Origin of the sequence: Cyanobium sp. T1G-Tous, from assembly GCF_024345455.1 — a bacterium.
Lineage (GTDB): Bacteria > Cyanobacteriota > Cyanobacteriia > PCC-6307 > Cyanobiaceae > Cyanobium_A.
Genome location: NZ_JAGQBD010000005.1, coordinates 18,233 through 35,102, shown reverse-complemented (window position 1 = coordinate 35,102; position 16,870 = coordinate 18,233). Strand labels below are relative to the sequence as shown.

18 protein-coding genes and 1 tRNA gene are annotated in these 16,870 nt (G+C 60.4%); 10 read left to right on the top strand and 9 right to left on the bottom strand.

Annotated elements, in window-relative coordinates; genetic code table 11:
- Positions 1-10: 10 nt before the first annotated feature.
- Both KBY75_RS04905 and KBY75_RS04900 read left to right on the top strand, forming a co-directional pair.
- Positions 11-715, top strand: coding sequence for a TrkA family potassium uptake protein (locus KBY75_RS04905; protein ID WP_254936478.1), 705 nt, complete (start codon positions 11-13; stop codon positions 713-715).
- Positions 716-809: 94 nt separating this feature from the next.
- The gene (locus KBY75_RS04900) at positions 810-2,618 is read left to right on the top strand and encodes an SLC13 family permease (RefSeq protein WP_255023171.1); all 1,809 of its coding nucleotides are present in this window, start codon (positions 810-812) and stop codon (positions 2,616-2,618) included.
- A gap of 34 nt (positions 2,619-2,652) precedes the next feature.
- Here the strand turns inward: KBY75_RS04900 and KBY75_RS04895 are convergent, their stop codons facing one another.
- The 6 genes from KBY75_RS04895 to KBY75_RS04870 are packed head-to-tail and all read right to left on the bottom strand — an operon-like array spanning position 2,653 to position 10,183.
- Positions 2,653-3,315, bottom strand: coding sequence for a DedA family protein (locus KBY75_RS04895; RefSeq protein WP_255023170.1), 663 nt, complete (start codon positions 3,313-3,315; stop codon positions 2,653-2,655).
- Positions 3,315-6,101, bottom strand: a complete 2,787-nt coding sequence (locus KBY75_RS04890; protein WP_255023169.1) for a cation-transporting P-type ATPase — start codon at positions 6,099-6,101, stop codon at positions 3,315-3,317. Before KBY75_RS04890 ends, KBY75_RS04895 begins: the two co-directional genes overlap by 1 nt.
- 39 nt (positions 6,102-6,140) lie before the next feature.
- Positions 6,141-6,887 carry an amino acid ABC transporter ATP-binding protein gene (locus KBY75_RS04885; RefSeq protein WP_315858412.1) on the bottom strand — a complete coding sequence of 249 codons (747 nt, stop codon included), beginning with the start codon at positions 6,885-6,887 and terminating at the stop codon, positions 6,141-6,143.
- Positions 6,884-8,125, bottom strand: coding sequence for an amino acid ABC transporter permease (locus KBY75_RS04880; RefSeq protein WP_255023168.1), 1,242 nt, complete (start codon positions 8,123-8,125; stop codon positions 6,884-6,886). The genes KBY75_RS04885 and KBY75_RS04880 overlap by 4 nt, the downstream gene beginning before the upstream one ends.
- A 1-nt stretch (position 8,126) precedes the next feature.
- Positions 8,127-9,110, bottom strand: coding sequence for an ABC transporter permease subunit (locus KBY75_RS04875; RefSeq protein WP_255023167.1), 984 nt, complete (start codon positions 9,108-9,110; stop codon positions 8,127-8,129).
- Positions 9,111-9,121: 11 nt separating this feature from the next.
- Positions 9,122-10,183, bottom strand: a complete 1,062-nt coding sequence (locus tag KBY75_RS04870) for an amino acid ABC transporter substrate-binding protein (protein WP_255023166.1) — start codon at positions 10,181-10,183, stop codon at positions 9,122-9,124.
- 78 nt (positions 10,184-10,261) lie between these two features.
- On the opposite strand from KBY75_RS04870, the gene KBY75_RS04865 reads away from it, so the two are divergent.
- Positions 10,262-10,798, top strand: a complete 537-nt coding sequence (locus KBY75_RS04865) for a YqhA family protein (RefSeq protein WP_255023165.1) — start codon at positions 10,262-10,264, stop codon at positions 10,796-10,798.
- Positions 10,799-10,850: 52 nt separating this feature from the next.
- Here KBY75_RS04865 and KBY75_RS04860 read toward each other — a convergent pair whose 3' ends face one another.
- The gene (locus tag KBY75_RS04860) at positions 10,851-11,918 is read right to left on the bottom strand and encodes a calcium/sodium antiporter (RefSeq protein WP_254936486.1); all 1,068 of its coding nucleotides are present in this window, start codon (positions 11,916-11,918) and stop codon (positions 10,851-10,853) included.
- A 114-nt stretch (positions 11,919-12,032) separates the two neighbouring features.
- Here KBY75_RS04860 and KBY75_RS04855 point away from each other — a divergent pair, with 114 nt between their 5' ends.
- Complete coding sequence (locus KBY75_RS04855) at positions 12,033-12,332, top strand: Nif11-like leader peptide family natural product precursor (RefSeq protein ID WP_254936487.1); 300 nt, start codon at positions 12,033-12,035, stop codon at positions 12,330-12,332.
- Complete coding sequence (locus KBY75_RS04850) at positions 12,329-12,751, top strand: hypothetical protein (protein WP_254936488.1); 423 nt, start codon at positions 12,329-12,331, stop codon at positions 12,749-12,751. The genes KBY75_RS04855 and KBY75_RS04850 overlap by 4 nt, the downstream gene beginning before the upstream one ends.
- A 367-nt stretch (positions 12,752-13,118) precedes the next feature.
- On the opposite strand, the gene KBY75_RS04845 is transcribed toward KBY75_RS04850, so the two are convergent.
- Both KBY75_RS04845 and KBY75_RS04840 read right to left on the bottom strand, forming a co-directional pair.
- Positions 13,119-14,216 (bottom strand): calcium:proton antiporter, encoded by a 1,098-nt coding sequence (locus KBY75_RS04845; protein WP_255023164.1) that lies wholly within the window; start codon positions 14,214-14,216, stop codon positions 13,119-13,121.
- Between the two features lie 41 nt (positions 14,217-14,257).
- Positions 14,258-14,341, bottom strand: a tRNA-Leu gene (locus tag KBY75_RS04840).
- Between the two features lie 41 nt (positions 14,342-14,382).
- On the opposite strand from KBY75_RS04840, the gene KBY75_RS04835 reads away from it, so the two are divergent.
- From KBY75_RS04835 to KBY75_RS04815, 5 genes are read left to right on the top strand one after another with little or no spacing between them, the layout of a single operon-like run.
- A complete protein-coding gene (locus tag KBY75_RS04835; RefSeq protein ID WP_255023163.1) occupies positions 14,383-14,640 on the top strand; it encodes an NAD(P)H-quinone oxidoreductase subunit L in 258 nt (85 codons plus the stop codon).
- The gene (locus KBY75_RS04830; RefSeq protein WP_255023162.1) at positions 14,637-14,978 is read left to right on the top strand and encodes a DUF3007 family protein; all 342 of its coding nucleotides are present in this window, start codon (positions 14,637-14,639) and stop codon (positions 14,976-14,978) included. Before KBY75_RS04835 ends, KBY75_RS04830 begins: the two co-directional genes overlap by 4 nt.
- A gap of 29 nt (positions 14,979-15,007) precedes the next feature.
- On the top strand, positions 15,008-15,823 hold the full coding sequence (gene trpA, locus KBY75_RS04825) for a tryptophan synthase subunit alpha (protein WP_254936497.1): 816 nt from the start codon (positions 15,008-15,010) through the stop codon (positions 15,821-15,823).
- A gap of 30 nt (positions 15,824-15,853) precedes the next feature.
- Complete coding sequence (locus KBY75_RS04820; protein ID WP_255023161.1) at positions 15,854-16,441, top strand: DUF938 domain-containing protein; 588 nt, start codon at positions 15,854-15,856, stop codon at positions 16,439-16,441.
- Entirely contained in the window at positions 16,438-16,866 is a 429-nt protein-coding gene (locus KBY75_RS04815; RefSeq protein ID WP_255023160.1) for a hypothetical protein, read from the top strand. Before KBY75_RS04820 ends, KBY75_RS04815 begins: the two co-directional genes overlap by 4 nt.
- The last annotated feature ends 4 nt before the right edge of the window (positions 16,867-16,870 follow it).

Below are 16,870 nucleotides of genomic sequence, written 5' to 3'. Positions count from 1 at the left end.
GGTTGACTCCATGACGAACTGGTGGCATTGGAATCCGTCTGAAGGCGCCATTAAAGGTGGCTTTGCTGTGATCGGGGTGGGGCGATTTGGCTCCGCCGTGTGTAGCGAATTGGTAAAAGCGGGAGCAGAGGTATTGGCCATCGACGCCAGCCAGCGGGCCATAGATGAGCTGCGTCAAATCGACCCCGCCATCGAGGCCCGGGTGGTGGACTGTACCGACGAAGAAGCCCTACGGGCCGCAGGCGTTCTCGACATGACCACGGTGGTGGTGGCGATGAGCGAGCCGATAGAAGCCAGTGTGACGGCCACTTTGATTGTTAAAGACAGCCCGGGCAGCAAGGTGAAGCAGGTGATCGCCCGGGCCACCAGTGATCTGCACATGAAAATGCTGCAGCGGGTGGGCGCCGATCGGGTGGTTTTTCCTTCAAAGATGCAGGGCCACCGCCTAGGGATGGAACTGGTGCGGCCCAACCTGCTGGAGAAGCTGCGCCTCGACGACCGCAACAGCATCGAGGAGATCCGAGTGCCCCAGGCGTTCATCGGCCAGTCGCTGCGGGAGATCAATCTGCGCAAGAACTTCAACGTCAGCGTGCTGGCCGCCGGGCCTGACAACCAGCTGACCGTGAACCCCCCCGCCTCCCACGTCCTCGATGCGGGCGAGCTGCTGGTGGTGATGGGCGCCAGTGAAGACCTGGCCAAACTGCCTGGCAGCTGAGGCAGGCCAACGCGGGGCCAAACCAGCCCCCACCTAAACCTCGTATCCCGATCAGAGAACCGTAGTTTAAGATCTCTATGCCCGAGGGATATCTGTGACCGACCTTCTGCAGGCCTCACTACAGCCCGGCGCCCTGATCACCCTGACGGTGCTGGTCCTCTCAATCGTGCTGTTCGTGTGGGGAGTGATCCCGCCAGAAGTCACGGGCCTGCTGGCGGTAGGCCTGCTGATGGCCACTGGGGTACTCAAGCCGGGAGAAGCCCTCGAGGGCTTCGGCAGCCCGGCCCTGATCACGGTGATGGCCCTGTTCGCCTTGTCAGCGGGGCTGTTTCGTTCCGGTGCCCTCGATCGCCTGCGGGGCTTGATCGGCTCCGATGCGGTGCGAAGCCCCAAACGCATGATTGTGTTGTTATCGGCAGTGGTGGGGCCGGTATCGGCCTTTGTGCCCAACACCCCAATTGTGGCCTCGCTGCTGCCGGTAGTTGAGGGCTGGTGCCACCGCCGCCGCATATCTCCCTCCAAGGTGCTGCTGCCCCTTTCGTTTGCCACGGTGCTGGGTGGCACCCTCACCCTGCTGGGCAGCTCGGTGAATCTGCTGGCCAGCGAAGTCAGCGAAAAGCTCGGCTATGGCGCCTTCGGCCTGTTCAGCTTCACAAAAATCGGCATCGGCGTCTGGCTCGTGGGCAGCCTGGTGATGGCCCTGCTATCAGATCGCTTGCTGCCAGATCGCGGCAGCGATGACGACGACCTAGCCCGCGATATAACCAGCAGTGGCTATCTCACCGAGGTGATGATTCCAGCCAGCTCGGAATTAATCGGCCAGTCTTTGCATGGCAGCCGTCTGCAACGACGCTTCGATGTCGATGTGCTCGAACTGCATCGGGGCCCAGAACGTTTCACCCCACCCCTGGCCGACCGCCCCCTGCAGCAGGGCGACCGGCTGCTGCTGCGCTGCACCCGGGCCGATCTACTGCGCCTGCAGCAGGAGCAAATGGTGGTGCTTGCTCCGACCCCCGACAGCCCAGACACCGCAGATACCCTTTCTGGCAGCCAGCGTATGGTGGAGGTGTTGCTGCCTTCCGGATCGAGCCTGGCTGGTGGCTGCCTGCGCGACCTGCGTTTCCGCCAGCGATACAACGCCACAGTGCTAGCCCTGCGCCGCGGAAACTCCGTGCTTAGGGAGCGCCTTGGCAAGGCGGTGCTGCGAGAGGGCGATGTGCTGCTGCTGCAGGGGCCTAAGGATGCCATTCGCGGTCTTCAAGCCAACAACGATCTAGTGGTGCTGGAACAGCTAGAAGACGACCTGCCCACCGTGAGCCGCAAGCGCCTGGCCCTAGTCATTGCCGTGCTGGCAATCCTGCTGCCGAGTTTGGGGCTAATTCCGCTTGTGGCCTCAGTACTGCTTGGCACCGTGGCGATGGTGGCCACAGGCTGCCTGCGCAGCGGTGAGCTGCAGCGCTCAATCCGACTAGATGTAATCCTGCTGCTGGGATCCCTGGGCAGTTTCAGCGTGGCCCTTGAGAAAACAGGCCTGGCCGAAGCTATGGCCAAGGGACTGCTCAGCGGCCTAGATGACTGGCCCATCTACTGGGCCATCGCGGCAGTGTTCTTGTTCACCACCCTGCTAACCGAGGTGATGAGCAATGCCGCCACAGTCGCCATGCTGATTCCGATCGCCGGCAAACTGGCCATAGGCCTTGACATTGTGCCAATGGCGCTGATCTTCACCGTGCTGTTTGGGGCCAGCCAAAGCTTTTTAAGCCCGGTTGGCTATCAAACCAACTTGATGGTATTTGGCCCTGGCCGCTATCGCTTTTTAGATGTGGCCCGCTACGGCTTCCCCCTCACCATGGTGATGACCCTGCTGGTACCCCTATTGGTTTGCCGCCAATTTGGGATCTAGGCGAAACCAGAGCCAACACTTATTTCAGCAACTACTAGCGCCAGTGGAATTTCTTGCCAATCCACCTCAAAAACAGCCACAACAATCCGCCAACTGCCGCCACCAAAAGGATCCCAACTAGAACGCTGGTAAATGGTTTAAGGGCGGCTGCAACACCTTCGTAGCCAGCCCCCAGCGTTTGACCGGCAACCGTGAGCAGCAATATCCAAATCAGGCTGCCTGCCGTAGTCCAAATCAGAAACAAAGGCTGGGGCATCAACTCGATGCCAGCCGGTAATGACACCAGCGTGCGGACCCCGGGGATAATCCTCCCCCAAAAAACCACCGCTACTCCATGGCGATTAAACCAACGGCGGCTGCGGGCCAGGTCCGCAGGCCTCAAGCCAAACCAGCGGCCATGGTTTGCCAGCCACTGCTCCAGATGCTCCTCGTTGATTAATCGGCCGATTCCATACCAAAACCAAGCGCCAAGCACGGTGCCCAACAGGCCAGCCAGCACGACAGGAAACAGCTGCAGCCTTCCCTGCTGGATCAGAAAACCGGCTAGCGGCATCACCACCTCCGAAGGGATAGGTGGCACCAGGTTTTCCAGCAACATCACCAGGGCAATTGCCCCATAACCCAGCAGCGGATTGGCATCCACCGCCGCCAAGAGAAGCTGGGGAAGCTTCTCCATCAAGGCGGACAGATCAGCCATCAATTCATTACTGCCGGGGTATTAGCCCTGCGGCGGCCAAACCACTGCCGCAGAATTTTTTCAGCCTCGAGGTAGGTGAAGAAAACCAGGCTCACCCCTACACACACCATTAGATCTGCAAAGGCCAAGGGCACGGTGCCGAAGAAACGAGACAACCAGGGTACATATAGGAGCAGCAATTGCAGGCCACTAGTAAACACCACTGCCCAGAGCAGCCAGGGATTACTGAAGGGATTCACTTGCAACAAGGGGCGATCACTGCGAGCTGAGAGGGCATGACCCATCTGGGCCAGGCACAAGGTGGTGAATACCATGGTTTTCCAGGGGCCATCAGCCCCCTGGATGCGGTAACTCCACACCATCAAAGCAATCACCATTAAGCCGAACACCACACCAACTCGCACGATGTAGCGGCCAATTCCTCTAGCAAAGATCGATTCACCTGGCCGAGCCGGGTCCCGGTCCATAAGGCCCGCCTCCGCCGGTTCAAGGGCCAGGGCTAGGGCAGGAACCCCATCTGTGACCAGATTCATCCAGAGGATCTGCAACGGAGTCAAGGGCACGCCAAAGAGACCAACCAGGGGAGCTGCCGCAATCGTGACCAACTCGCCGACATTGCTACCAAGAATGTATTTAACGAAGCGGCGAATATTCGCGTACACCAGTCGCCCCTCCTCCACCGCACTAACAATCGTGGCGAAGTTGTCATCCAGCAGCACCATGTCGGATGCCTCCTTACTCACCTCCGTGCCAGTAATGCCCATGGCCACGCCGATATGGGCTTGCTTAAGGGCAGGGGCGTCATTGACCCCATCTCCCGTCATCGCCACCACCTGGCCATTGGCCTGCAGGGCCTTAACGATGCGCAGCTTCTGCTCAGGCGGCACCCGGGCATAGACACTGCAGCGAGCTACTACCGCGCGCAGCTCCTCTTCACTACAAGCTTCCAGCTCCCTGCCCAGCACCACCTCAGCATCAAGGGTGGTGAGCCCAATCCCAGCGCCGATGGCCCTGGCGGTGAGAGGGTGATCGCCGGTGATCATCACGGGCCGAATGCCAGCTCCGCGGCAGATCGCCACCGCCTCAGCAACCTCAGGCCTGGCCGGATCAAGTTGGGCCATCAGGCCAAGCAACACCAAACCCGATAGGTCTTGCTCTGGACTGGGATGGTGTGGGGCGCAGGCAAAGGCCAGCACCCGCAAGCCTGAAGCTGCCAGATCGCGAGCCTGATCGAGCCACCACTGGCGCTGATCGGCTCTGAGAGCTATCACCCCGGAACCATCCAGCCAGCGGCTGCAGCTAGCCAGGATCACTTCTGGGGCACCTTTGCTGATCATCAACTGATGGGAGCCTTCTGCCGCTGCCCCGAGGGGAGCCTGGAGGCTGCCGTCAGGATCGTCCACCCAAACAGCCATCAACTGACGCTCTGAGCTGAAAGGAATCTCAGCCTTGCGGGCGTAGCGCCGCCTGAGCTCAAAATCGTCGTAACCAGCCTTACCAGCCACCACGGCCAAGGCGCCTTCGGTGGGGTCGCCAAGCACCTCCCAGAGCCCATCTGCGCCTTGACGCAACTCGGCATCACTGCAGAGCACGCCCGCCTGCAGCAGCAGATTCTGCAAACCAGGATGGGCACCGGCCAAGGCACCCTCAGGGGTTGCAAGGGGCACCGACGTGAATTCTCCAGTTGGTTCGTAGCCTTGGCCACCCACCGCCACCGATTGGTTACCGAAGCGCAGCTCCTGAACTACCTGACGATTTTGGGTGAGGGTGCCGGTTTTATCGGAGCAGATCACGGTGACAGACCCCAAGGCCTCCACCGCCGGCAAGCGCCGGATAAGGGCCGCACGCTGCACCATGCGCTGGGTGCCGATCGCCAGGGTGACGGTGATCACCGCCGGCAAGCCCTCGGGCACGATCGCTACCGCCATCGACAGGGAAACTTCGAGCAGGTTGAGCGGGTCTTGACCCAGCAACAGCCCAAGGCCCACAACTACTGCTACTAAGGCCAGGGAGGTGCCAACCAGCACCTTGGCCAGACCATCGAGCCGCTCCTGCAGGGGGGTGCTCTCGCCGCCAGCGGAATTGATCAGGGTGGCTATCTGCCCCAGCTCAGTCGCCATGCCGGTAGAGGTCACTACCGCCACACCGCGACCCCGCACCACCTCGGTGCCCTGGAACAGGCAGTTCTGGCGCTCCAGCACCGGCGTGCCTGGCTCCAGCACCAGATCGGCCCGCTTAAACACGGCCTCCGATTCACCAGTGAGGGCGGCTTCGCGTACGCCCAGATCGGCCGTCTCCAGCAGGCGCCCATCAGCCGGCACCCGATCGCCGGCCTCGAGGCGAATCAGGTCGCCCGGCACCAGCTCCTCACTCGACAACCTTTGCCACTGGCCGTCGCGGCGCACCTGCACCTGGGGTTGGGCCAAATCGCGCAGAGCCAGCAGCGCCTTCTGGGCTCGGCTCTCCTGCAGGTAGCCCAGCAACCCGTTAAGACCAACGATCAGCACGATGGCGATCGCATCCTTAGGAAACTTCTGCTCCACATAGGCCACGCCGGCGGAAACCGCCGCAACCGCCAGCAACATGATCAACATCACGTTGCTGAACTGGTCCCAGAGGATCTGCCAGTTGCTGCGACCCGCTGCAAGTTCAAGCCGGTTGGGGCCAGCAGCGGCCAGCCGCCGGCTTACCTCAGCCGTGGTCAGCCCAGCATCCCCACACTGCAGCTCCTGCAGGCAGGATTGCCCATCGATGGCATGCCAGCTCTGGGGCATGGGAGTTGTCATGAAAGCAGGCGCAGTTGGGGTGGAATACCTAGGGAGAACTCAGCTGATCTGGCTGAGAAACTGCTTGCTGCGCTCATGCTGCGGGTTAGTGAAAAACTGCTGCGGCGGCGCCACCTCCACCACCTCGCCATCTGCCATAAGCACCACCCGGCTGGCCACCTGGCGCGCAAAGCGCACCTCATGGCTCACCACCACCATGGTCATGCCGTCGCGGGCTAGCTCCTGCATCACCGCCAGCACCTCCTGCACCATCTCGGGATCTAGGGCGCTGGTGGGCTCGTCAAACAACATGATCCGGGGCTCCATGCAAAGCGAGCGGGCAATCGCCACCCGCTGCTGCTGGCCGCCCGAGAGCTGGCCTGGAAACTTGTGGGCCTGTTCGGCGATCCCAACTCGCTCCAACAACTCCAGCGCTTGGCGCTCCACCTCAGCTTTAGGGCGTTTGCGCACTTTCACCGGCGCCAAGGTGAGGTTGTCGAGCACCGAGAGGTGGGGAAACAAATTGAACTGCTGGAACACCATGCCCACCTCCCGGCGGATCGCATCGATGCGGCGCAAATCGTCGCTGATTTCAATGCCATCCACCACGATTGAGCCCTTCTGAAAATCCTCCATGGCATTGAAGGTGCGCAGAAAAGTGCTCTTTCCCGAGCCCGAAGGACCCATGATCACCACCACCTCGCCTTGATGCACGTATAGATCAACACCACGTAGGGCATGGAAGCCGTTGGGATACCACTTCTCGACCCCACGGGCTTCGATCATCAGGGCGGGTGAGCTGGTCATGCCTGGGGCGCAGAGGGGGAATGGGGGTTAAGGCGAGTTTCTAAGGCGCGACTGCCCAGCCCGAGGGCCGCGCAACAACTCCAAAACAAAATGGCGAGCACTAAATACACCTCCGCGTTCTTACCAAGAAACATTGGGTTTGCCATCACCGTACGGGCGGTGCCGAGTAGGTCAAGCAGGCCGATCAAGGAGAGCAAGGTGGTGTCTTGCAGCAGGGAGATGAATTGGCCCACCGTGGCTGGCAGGGCAACTCGAATGGCCTGGGGCAGCACCACATGCACCAGAGCAAGTGGCACCGGCAGGCCCAGGGAGCGAGCCGCCTCCATCTGACCCGCAGGCACCGCTACCAAACCTGATCGCAACGCCTCAGCCACATAGGCAGCAGCAAAGAAGGTGAGCACCCAGGCAGCCCGCCAAACCCGATCGGGAGCCAGCCCCCCTGGCAGCAGGAAGCCGAGGATGTTTTGCCCCAGAAACAACAAGGTGATCAGCGGTGCCCCGCGGATGAACTCGATGTAAATCACCGAGCCCCAGCGCAGCAGCGGCAGCTCGCTGCGGCGACCAAGGGCGAGCAGCACCCCCAGGGGAAAGCAGAGCAGGATGGCAAAGGTGGCCATCAACATCGTGAGCAGCAAGCCACCCCACTCGGAAGGCGGCACCTGCACCAGCCCCAGGCCACCACTAATCAGCACCATGCCCACCAGGTAAAGCAAGGGCCAAAGCAGGGGAATCAGCCGGCGGAAAGCCTGGGGAATGGCTTGCCCGTAACGCCCAGAGGCCCAGCGGGCGAGAAGCAGTAGGGCAGCGATCCCCCACCAACGCACCTGGATAGCAAGGGTTAGTTGGAGCGCCATAGGCCGCCAGAGGGCTAGGGCCGCCAAGATTGCGGCGGCCCAGCGGTCATTGCGGGGCCAAAGAGGCTGAACAGCCCCGGAACCTGGAAAAGCCCTCAACAGACCCCAACTCAGCCCAGTTGCGAGGGCCAGCAAGGTAGTGAGCAGCCATAGGCGCCACTGCTGCTCAACTGGATAGCGACCTACAGCAAACAGGGTGCTGTTGGCACTGAGCACGGCCCATTGGGCCTGGAATAGCGCCCAGCGGAAAAAGCCCAAGCCCGCTGCCAGCAGGGCGGCCAAAAGGGCGATTGAAATCAAGCCATCGAGTCGGCTGCCAAAGAGCTCCTTTTGCAATCTGCGCAAGGGATTGGCTCGCACCACCAGAGGAGCTGTACTTGCCATTTCAGCGTTCTCTCAGCTGCACAAGGCCATTTAGCCCATTCATCAGAGCAGAAATCACAAGGTCGATCACTAAATAAGAACCCAATAAAATCAACATCACCTCAATGGCACGGCCGGTTTGATTGAGCGTGGTTTCAGCCACCGAATAAAGGTCGGTGAAGCCGCAGGCCACTGCCAGCGATGAACTCTTGGCAAGCGAAATGTATTGGCTGTTGAGACCTGGCACAATCACGCGCAAGGCTTGGGGCAAAACGATCCGCCGCAGGGTCAGCAGGGGCGAAAAGCCCAGCGAGGTGGCTGCCTCCCACTGCCCCTTAGGCACCGAGGCAATACCGCCGCGCACCACCTCGGCGATAAAGGCTCCCGAATAGATCACTAGACCACTCAGCAAGGCTGCAAATTCCACTGAAATCCTCAATGGCGCTTGCCACACCCCGTTCTCGAGCAGGGGCAACTGCCATTGCAACGCCGAATCAAACCAACTGAGATAGAGGCCAGATTTAGCCAGCACCACCCCGGGCATCTGCAGGGCTGCTGCGCCGTTAGGGAGAGACAGAAAAACCACGAAGTACCAAAACACCAATTGCAACAACAGGGGAATGTTGCGAATCAGCTCAACGTAGATGCGGGACAGGAGACGCAGCAGTCCGTTGGAACTGAAAGAAGCAGTACCAACTGCAACCCCTAGCAAGGTGGCACCGAACAAGCCAAATAAAACCACCCTTAAGGTGTTCATCAAGCCAGCCATCAATGCACGCCAATAGGGCATTGATGCATCGAATGGAATCACCGTTTCGGAGATTTCAAATCCAGAGGGATTACCAAGCCAACTCCAGGTAAGTAGCAATCCGGCATTGGTGAGGTTGCGCACCAAATTACCGAGCAAAAAAGCTACCAGCACCAGCACAACAAGCCCAACAACCGCCTGGAGCAGCCAAGCAATCAGTCGGCGGTTGCGCCACCAAAGCGTGACTCCAGAACTCATCGCAGACCGGTTCAACGGAACGGGGGCGAGTAAATCAGCCCGCCTTGAGTCCAGAGACGATTCATGCCTCGATCTAATTTGAGTTTAGAATCTCGACCAAGATTACGTTCAAATATCTCACCATAATTACCAACAGCTCTTATGGCCTGAACCACAAAATCAGCAGGCAATCCAAGTTGACGACCATACTCTCCCTCCACCCCGAGGAATCTGCGTAGCTCAGCCTGATTTGGATTTGCCTTGGCTTCAGCAAGCTTCGCCTCAAGATTGGCCTGAGTAATCCCCAGCTCCTCGGCTTGCATCAGGCCATAAACGATCCATCGCACTGCATCAGCCCAAGCCGGATCGGCATTGATGGTGGAGGGCGTGAGCGGCTCCTTGCTCATCACCACCGGCAACAAGCTATGGAGCGCCGGCTGGGGAAGGATGCTGCGGTAGGCCGCCATCTGGGAGCGATCGGTGCTCACAGCCGCACATCGGCCGCTGAAATAGGCCGTCCACATCTGGTCGAGGGTCTGGAACTTCAGCGGGGTATAGGCAATGCCCTCTTCCCGCATCCGGTCGGCCAGGTTGAGCTCGCTGGTCGTGCCGCTTGGAACACAAACAGGCTTGCCGGCCAGATCCTTGAGCTCGCGGATACCACTAGCCGAGGGCGCCATCACACCTTGGCCGTCGTAAAAAGTAGTTGGGGCAAAGCTCAGCCCATTGCCCCCGGGCGCATCCCTGCTGAGGGTCATGGTGGTGTTACGGGCAAGCAAATCCACCTCACCACTGGAGAGGGCGGCAAAGCGCTCGCTGGGATTTAGATCTCGGAACTGCACCTTCTCGCCATCGCCCAACATCGCAGCGGCAACGGCCCGGCAAGTATCCACGTCGAGCCCGGCGTAGCGGCCGTCTGAGTCCACGTAGCCAAAGCCAGGCAGCTTTCCATCGGTACCGCAGAGCAGGCTGCCCCGGGCCTTGATAGTGGCCATCTTCTGGCTTTGAACACCACCGCCGTCTCCTGCGCAGGCCACCAGGGCCAGGGACGCGATCAGGAGTATGACGGCATTGAACCGGCGAAGCAGGACCATCAGGACCATGGATAATTCCGATCTCGGCCCAGTGTTACATCAAGGTTAGTGTGGCGCCCTAATGTTTTCATCAGAGCCATGGCTCACCGTCAACATCGCCTTGAGTGGATATTTGAGCGTTGGCTGTGGCGCTTCCGGCTGATCGCGATTGTGCCGGTGGTGATGAGCCTGCTCAGTGCTGCAGCCGCTTACCTTGCCGGCACCCTGGAGGTGCTTAGTGCCCTGAAAATTCTGATCGATGGCTCTAGCGACTCAAGTTACACAATCGCCATGCAGCTGGGCAGATTGGTGGGCGGAGTAGACCTTTACCTGATCGGCATCGCCCTGATGATCTTTGGCTACGGGGTGTATGAGCTGCTGATCTCCAACATCGAAGCGGCGCACCTGGACGGGAAAGACGGAGGTAGCGGCCTGCTCGACATTCGCAGCCTCGATGACCTCAAGGAAAAGCTGGTTAAGGTGATCGTAGTGGCATTAATCGTATCCGCCTTCAAGGCAATGTTGATCTTCCCAATCAATAGCACCACCAACTTGCTGGTATTCAGCGGCAGTTTATTTCTGTTAGCCCTGAGCGCCTGGCTGGTGGCTGGCGGCAAAAAGCCCCCCCACTCCTAGGTGAAGGGAAAAGGCCTCAAGAGGGCTGGCTCAGCACTGCTGGCCAGGTGGCTCAAGCGAAGCGATTCCGGCGCCAGCTAAGGGTTTGCCACACGAGAAACACAAACACCAGCGGCAGGATCGCCACTAGGGCTACAAACCTGAACTCATCAACTGCTGATGTGACCGTATTTGTAAGCACCTGCTCCACCAGATACAAGCCGTAGAGACCTACCAAGATTCCCCCCTCGAGGCGGGTGATCACGCCATGGGTCCAGAAAATCGGCAAGCAAGCCAGGGTGGTTAGCACCATGATTGGAAAATCTCGGCTCACCATCACCGGATCAACCGCCAGGCCCTGGGCACCGGAAGCCACACCGCATACCCCAAGGATCACCAGCTGGTTGAGCAGGTTGCTGCCCACCACGTTGCCGATTGCCAGGTCTGCCTTGCCGCGGTAGGCCGCCACAAGTGAAGTAACCAATTCCGGCATCGAGGTGCCGGCGGAAACAATCGTGAGGCCAATAACTGTTTGGCTGACGCCCAAGCCCACGGCCGCTGCGGTGGCCCCCTTGACCAAAATCTGGGATCCCACCACAAGCAACACAAGCCCGCCCGCCAATTTGGCTCCTGCTACAACCGGTGTAGCCCGATCGTTTTCGTCAATATCATCAGCCTCATCAGGATTCTCACCGGCAGTGCGCATCTCCCAAACGACGTTGATCACCGTGCCAACCAGCAGGGCCAGTCCGGCCTGCCAGGTGATCCGGCCGCCAGAGGCCATGCCCCACACAGCCATCGACACGCCAAGCAGCAGTGGCACATCACGGCGTATCAGCCGGCTTTTGACTCGCAGCGGCACCACCAGGGCGCTGAGCCCAAGCACCACCAGCACGTTGAAAATATTGCTACCCACAACGTTGCTGACAGCAATAGCATCGTTGCCTTGAATCGTGGAGATCAAGCTCACAAACAGCTCTGGCGCGCTGGTGCCGAGAGACACCACCGTGAGCCCGATCACGATCTGGGGAATGCCAAACAACAGGGCCACGGCCGTGGACCCACCCACAAACAACTCGCCGCCACCAAACAGCAGCAGGATGCCAACGATGATTTCGATGGCGCTGGGCAACAGGGGCATCGGTGAAGGGCTGCCAAAGAAGCGATATAGGGATTCTGTACGGTCGCCCTCCGTCAGGGGTCAACCTGGGTGCTCCGACCTACGATTTGGCTTGATTTCGGGCAGACATTACGAGTGATTGATCCGGACGCCAAAACCACAGCAGCTGGCTCCGGTCAGCCCGACGAGCTCGAAAGCCTCTTTACCTTCCTGGGCCAGATTCAGCAGGATGGTGCCCTGCGCGACCAGCTCAACGAAGTGATAACCGCTCCCGATGTGGTGGCCATAGCCGCCGATCAGGGCTTCAGCTTCCAGGCCTCCACCTTGCTGGGACTGTTCGAGCGCTGCAATGAAGCGCCTCTGGCGCGCCAGGGGCTGATGGACGAAAAGTTGATTCGTGTCTATCTGCAGCGGCAGCGCCTGCAGGCCCCATGACCACAACCAAACTCCTGGCCCTGCTTGATCTCTGGCAGCAGCAGATCAGGTCCTGGGCCCAGAACGGCGAACTTGTGAGCGCCGCTGTGCATGCCCTGGGGCTAGGTCAGGAGCCTTTGGCTCTGACAGCTTTGGCTAAGGCCCTGGCCCAGGGCGATTTCAGCGGTCTGCCAAAGGTGGAGTTGATGGCAGACGACGAATTGCCAGGGGCTCGCAGCCATTTTTCAGAAAGCAGCCAAACGGTATTTCTCAACACCAACTGGCTGGCTGGTTCTGACCAAGACGCCGCACTGCGTGAGTTGACGGTGCGCTGGGGCGAGCATCTAGATGTGCTTTTAAACACCTCCGACACCCCTGGAGACGAGGGCAGACACTTTGCGGCCCTGCTCAGCGCTGGCCTAGCAACTCCTCCCAAGTGAGCGGTTGGGAGGTGGGACGTCCTTGGGGACGGGAGTGCAGCGGGCAGCTGGGATAGCTGGTGCGGCTAGAGCGGGATGAGGACGGGGAAACAAGAAACATGGAAAAGTGAATCGATATGGATCTCGCACCGAAAGATTGCCATTCCCGCAAAGGGAATTCACACGGAGCAATCGCTAAGCAGAACAATCAAACTGGACTGAGCTGACTTGGCCTACAGATCTGAATTAGCAGACTGATCGGCCTTCCCCAGGAAGCGCAGGGGATGCATGGTGCTTGTTCTGGCCTGCGCAAGCTCTTAGAGCTAGCCGGCTTCTGCCAGACCCCTCAACCATAGCCCGAGAGCAGGTACCCGTTCGCTTGAGCGATTCAAATGATGGGTTTGAGCAACAAAGCACCCACGAACAGGGCCGTATAGATGCTGAGCAGCAGCAAACCCTGGTACCAGGTCAGGGAATCCCCTTCCGTCACCCAGTGCACTGCAAAGGCAGTGGCCCCAAGGCAAGCAAGGGCCTGGGGAGGGAAGGTGAGGTGCAGGAAACGCCCCATCAGTGGTCCGAGCAGCACCAAAACGGGCAATACGAACAACATCAACTGGACGCTGGATTCGACGGTGCTGGCCATCGCCAGGGCCATCCGACCTCGACTGGCCGCCCGAAAGGCGACCAGAGCTTCTGGGATTGCCGAAAACAACGGCAACAACAACATGCCCACAAATAGGGGGGTGACCGCACTGCCTTTGACCAGATCCTCGAGCCCAGCCACCAGGTGCTCCGAAACCCCGGCAATGGCCAGGGCCACCAAAACCAGTACCCCCACAATTGCCAGCAGGGACCCCTTGGACTCGCTGGTAGCACTGGCTTCAGTCAGCTCCCTCTCAACAGCAAAGAGCCCCCGATGGGTTCCCAGTTGATATAGGTAGGAAAGCAGATAAGCCAGCATCACTATCACCGCCACGATCAGTGAGTAGACGGCAAATAGATCAAATACGTTGCTGCCCTCGGTGATCGGGTGCATCGAGTCCCAGAAAAATATCGAGGGGACCGACATCAAAATCACGCTGATCAACAACTGGCGGGTGCTAAGGCCACGACTGTGGCGATTGAGATCCACCACCAACTCACGCCGGCCAGCCACGATCGTGCTGATTCCGAGCACCAACAGGCTGTTGGTGATCACGGCACCGGCAATGCTCAACACCACTAGGTCGTACAGGCCGCTTTTCAAGGCCGTCAGGGCAATCACCAGCTCAAGCAAATTGCCCAGGGTGACGTTCAGCAGCCCTCCCAACCGCTCACCAACGCGGTGCACAAGGAGATCGACCAGCTCAGCTGTGATCTGGGCCAGAGGGATCAGGGCCAGACCGCAAAGCAAGAAATAGGGAAGCTTGAAAGGGCCCGCCGCCTCAGGCGGCACCACAATCGCCACAGCGCTCAGCAGCAGCAGCAGCTTCCAGCGCCCACTCAAAACCTCTCGAATTACCACGAGGCAAGTCCAACCAAAATCAATGGGGGCAGGGGGACTTGAACCCCCACAACGTTGCCGTCTGCGGATTTTAAGTCCGCTGCGTCTACCAATTCCGCCATGCCCCCTGCTTGGTCATCCTAAATTGGTGGCAACACGAAGGTTTGCCGTGCAGCTGCCCGGGTTTCTTCAATCCGCTTCGCCTGATCTGCTGCTGGTACTGGTGGCCTATGCCGTGATCGGAGGCGCCTACCTAGTGGCAGTGCCCCTGCTGCTCTACTCCTGGATGATCAAGCGTTGGACAGTGATGGGCAAGCTTGAGCGCTTCGGGGTTTACGGACTGGTGTTTCTGTTTTTCCCTGGTCTGATTTTGTTTGCACCCTTCATCAACCTGCGCATGGCAGGCCAGGGCAACGTGCTCTCATGACCAACGGACGGGCTCTGCTGCTTGCCCTGGGGGTTTTTGGCTTGGGCGGTGGCGGTTATTGGCTTTTTCAGGCCGGGGGCTTTGAGGGCTTTTCTGCTGGTATCGCCGCCTCAGCGCTGCTGATGGTGCTGGTACTCGCCTGGACGGGCAGCTACCTATTTCGGGTGGTCACAGGCAAAATGACTTTTATCCAGCAGCGGCGTCAATACCGCGAGGCCTACGACGCCTTCACCACTGAAGCCCTGCAACGCAAGTTTGACGCCCTCAGCCCCGAAGACCAGGAGCGTCTACTGCGCGAAACGGGCCAGCTGCCAGATGCTCCCCAGGGAGAGGCATAGGCTCACTGGCCGAAGCCCTACTCGCTGCTGTGTCTGCCGCCCCCACCCAAATCCAGCAGCGTTTCAGCTCCCTTCGCCAACGCGGACGCTGTGCCCTGATGCCGTTTTTGATGGCGGGCGATCCGGATCTGGCCCACACCCGGGCCAGCCTGCTGGCCCTCCAGGCCAATGGCGCCGACCTGGTGGAGCTAGGCATTCCCTACAGCGATCCCTTGGCCGATGGACCGGTGATTCAGGCCGCTGCCAGCCGAGCCCTGAAGGCTCGCACCACTCCAGCAGGGGTGTTGGAGATGCTCAGCTCCCTCAAGGGTGAACTGACCATGCCGGTGGTGCTGTTCACCTACAGCAACCCCTTGCTCAACCGCGGCATGGAGGCCTTCTGTGCCGCCGCCGCCGCCGCCGGAGCCGCCGGCTTGGTGGTGCCCGACCTACCCCTTGAAGAGGCCGAGAAACTCTCAGCAATCGCAGCAGCTGCCGGTCTCGATCTGGTGCTGCTAGTGGCGCCCACCACGCCAGCCGAGCGCATGGGAAGAATCCATCAGGCCAGCCGCGGCTTCACTTACCTAGTGAGCGTCACCGGCGTGACCGGGGTGCGCACAAACCTTGAGTCCCGGGTGGGCGATCTGGTGGGCCAGCTCAAGATCCTGGGAGATACGCCAATCGCCGTGGGCTTTGGTATTTCCGGCCCCGAGCAAGCCCGTCAGGTGCGCGACTGGGGCGCCGATGGAGCAATTGTGGGCAGTGCCCTAGTGAAAGTGATGGCGGCCGCCCATGGCCAGCAGGGCGACGTTGCCGCCGCGGCCGGGCGCTTCTGCGCCGAGTTGCGGGCCGGGCTCGACGCTTAAGCCCCAATCAGGCTGCAGGGATTTCCCCTCATGCTGTTTTCCCCCGCCTGCGAGCGCAACAAAAGGCCGATCCTGGCTGTGCTTAAAGAGTGGCTGCCTGCCCACGCCCAAGTACTGGAGATCGGCTCGGGCAGCGGCCAGCACGCAGCGTTCTTCTGCGAGCAGATCGCAGGCCTCAGCTGGCAGGCCAGTGAACGCCAAGAGAGCCTCCTGGATCTGCAGGCCCAGCTGGAGGCCCTGAGCCCCGCGCTGCCAGCAGCCATCGCCCTGGATGTCACGGACGTTGGGCAGTGGCCACGCCAGGGCTTCGATGCTGTTTTCAGCGCCAACACCTGCCACATCATGTCGGCAGCGGCCCTACCGCATCTGCTAGCCGGAGCCTCGCGGGTGTTGCGGCCGAGCGGGCTGCTGCTGCTCTACGGCCCCTTCCACGACGGCGGCGTTCACACTGCCGCCAGCAACGCCGCCTTCGACCAGCACCTGCGCAGCCTCGATCCAGGCATGGGGGTGCGTGATGCCATTGAGCTGGTGCAGCAAGCCCAAAATCTCGGTCTCGAGCGCCTAGCCGATCTGCCCCTGCCAGCCAACAATCGAATGCTGGTGCTCGAGCGTCGATGAACGAGGCAACCAACGAGACAACCAAGCTATTCAGCGCGATAGCCGCGGCCTACGCCCGCCACCGGATCACCTACCCCGCTGCCTTCTTAGATGCCTTCCTGGGCCACCTGATCAGCAACCCCCTGGTGTGGGAGTGCGGCTGCGGCTGCGGCTGCGGCCTGGACAACGCCAGCGTCGACGGGGTGCTGGTGGCGGCCGCAGTGCACTGGTTTGCCGGCGACGCGTTCAACACCGAAGTGCGGCGGGTGTGCAAATCGGGGGCTGTGGTGGCCTGGATTGGCTACCTGCCGTTGCGCTTGGCGGATCAACGGCTCCAGTCATCACTGGACGCGTTCCACAGCGTCACCCTGGCCCCCTGGTGGCCCGCCGAGCGCCGCTGGGTGGAGCAGAGCTACGCCGGTTTGGCCTTCCCAGCTGAGGAGTAGCAGT